The sequence below is a fragment of the Nocardia asiatica NBRC 100129 genome (genome assembly GCF_000308415.1).
Lineage (GTDB): Bacteria > Actinomycetota > Actinomycetes > Mycobacteriales > Mycobacteriaceae > Nocardia > Nocardia asiatica.
This window is the reverse complement of record NZ_BAFS01000366.1, coordinates 1-2,608: the sequence shown is the minus strand read 5'-3', so window position 1 is coordinate 2,608 and position 2,608 is coordinate 1. Positions and strand designations below refer to the sequence as shown.

The window sequence follows — 2,608 nt, the reverse complement described above, 5'->3', positions numbered from 1 at the left end:
GCCCAGACCCGGACCGACCATCTTCGCCTGGTCGCCCAGTACCTCGGGTGGCGGGCGGCCGGTGCGCTCGAACTCAAAGAGCTCGACGAGTTCCTGCTCGCGCGAGCGATGGAACACGATTCCCCGACCCTGCTGTTCCGGTTGGGGTGTGAATACCTGATCTCGGCGCGGGTGATCTGGCCCGGCCCGGTGAGCATGGTCGAACGCATCGCCCACGCCCGCGAGCAGGCCCAGCGCGAAACCTACGATCGCTTGGCGCACGAGTTCACCCCGGCGCGCTGCGCCGAGTTGGACGCGCTGCTGGCCGTTGATGCCTCGCTCGGGGTATCGCGGCTGCGGTGGTTGTCGACCGGGCCGGTGGAGGCGTCGGCGGCGCTGTGCGCGCCGAGGTAGACAAGCTGGCGTTCCTGCGCGGGTTGGGCGCGGATCGCCTGGATCTGTCGGTGCTGCCCGCCGAGCGGCGCCGGTTCCTGGCCACGATGGGCCGCCGGTTGACCCCGCAGGCGCTGGAACGCCGGGACCCGCAGCGCCGGTATCCGATCCTGCTCACGGTGCTGGCCCAGTCCGGCACCGACGTCCTCGATGAAGTCGTGGCGTTGTTCGATCAGGCGATCTCGGCGAAATTCGGGGCCGCCGAACGCCGGATGCAGGCCGAACTCGCCGAACGCGGCAAATCCGGGGAGGACCGCCAAGCCCTGCTCGACGACCTACTGGCCATCGTCACCGACCCAGCGGTGGCCGATGAGGAGATCGGCGCGCTGATCCGCGGGGAAAAGATCGGATGGGAACGCCTGCGGGCGGCGATCGCGCAGGCCAAGCCCAGGTTGCCGCGTGATCACGGGCATCTCGCTGCGCTGGACTCCTCCTACAACTACCTGCGCCAATTCACCCCCGCGGTGCTCGCCACGGTCGGTTTCGCCGGCGGGACCGCCGCGTCCGAGCTGCTGATCGCGGTCGCGATGCTGCGCGAGCTCAACGCGACCGGTCGGCGGAAGGTCTTCGACGAGGCCCCGACCGGGTTCGTGCCCACGAAGTGGCGTGGCTACCTCGATGCGGCGCGCAAGTCCCGCAGCGCGACGGCGTATCGGCATTACTGGGAGCTGTGTGTGCTGTTGGGGCTGCGTGACGGGCTGCGCAGCGGGGACGTGTACGTGCCGGGCTCACGCCGGTATGCCAATCCGGCCGCCTACCTGCTCACGCTGCAGCAGTGGGAACCGCAGCGCACCGAGTTCTGCCGTTTGGTCGGTCGCTCGGCCGACTCCGGCGTTGCCCTGGCCTCCGTGGTCGAGGAACTGCACGCCGCGGTCGGCGAGCTGGAGGCGGTGCTGGCCGAGGGTGAGGGCCCGGTGCGCCTGGATGACGAGTCCGGGGGTCTGATCATCTCCCCGTTGACCGCGGAAGATGTTCCGGCCGAGGCGGTCGCGCTGAAGGCCGAGCTGACCGAGATGCTGCCGTTCGCGCCGATCGTGTCGTTGTTGATCGAGCTGGACAAACGCACCGGCTACCTGGACTGCTTCACCCACGCTGGCGGCCAGGCGACCCGCACGCCGGAGCTGAAACGCAACCTGATCGCGGTGCTGCTCGCGCACTCGACGAACCTGGGTCTGACGCGGATGGCCGAAGCCTGAGGCATCTCCTATGACATCTTGTCCTGGACCGACGAATGGTATGTGCGTGAGGAGACCCTGCGCGCGGCCAACCTCGCGATCATCGACTACCACCAGCGACTCCCGCTTACACCCGTGTTCGGCGCGGGCACACTGTCGTCGAGCGACGGGCAGCGCTTCCCCACTCGCGGGAAATCGACCACCGCGCGGCCGATGAGCCGCTACTTCGCAGGCGAGGGCCTGTCGACCTACACTCATGTCACCGACCAGCACGCCACCTACGGCACCAAGGTGATCGTGGCGACCAAACGCGAAGCCCACTACGTGCTCGACGAGATCCTGGGCAACGCCACCGATCTGCCGATCACCGAACACGCCACCGACACCCACGGCGTCACCCTGGTCAACTTCGGGCTGTTCGACCTGCTCGGTATGCAGCTCTCGCCGCGCATCCGGGACCTGGGCCGCATCACCTTGTACCGGCCGGGCCCGCGCGCGGCCGCCGAGGATCAGTTCCCGCACGCGGGCCCGTTGATGACCCGTAAGGCCAACCTGGATTTGGTCGCCGAGCACTGGGACGATCTGCTGCGGTTGGCCGGATCGTTGAAGTTCGGGCACGCCACCGCGTCCCTGCTGGTCGGCAAGCTCTCGGCGTCGGGGCGCCAGAACACCCTGGCCGCGGCGCTCAAGGAGTACGGGGCGTTGCGGCGCACCATCTACGCCGCGAAATACCTCTCCGATCCGGATTACCGGCGCAAGATATCCCGCCAGCTCAACAAGGGTGAATCCCTGCACTCCCTGCGCCGCGACCTGCTGTATGCCCACGAGGGCATGATCCGAGCCCGCCAGCTGCAAGACCAGACCGAACAAGCCTGGTGTTTGACCCTGGCCACCAACGCCGTGATCGCCTGGACCACCGAGTACTACGGGCTCGCCGTCGAGCAGATGCGCCGGGCCGGCCACCGCATCGACGACGAGGTCCTAGCCCACATCTCACCCGC

Annotated in this window: 1 pseudogene; it reads left to right on the top strand. The window is 68.3% G+C overall.

Going from position 1 to position 2,608, the window contains the following annotated elements:
• Positions 1 to 2,608: pseudogene (locus ON27_RS45630) on the top strand (Tn3 family transposase); the annotation flags it as partial.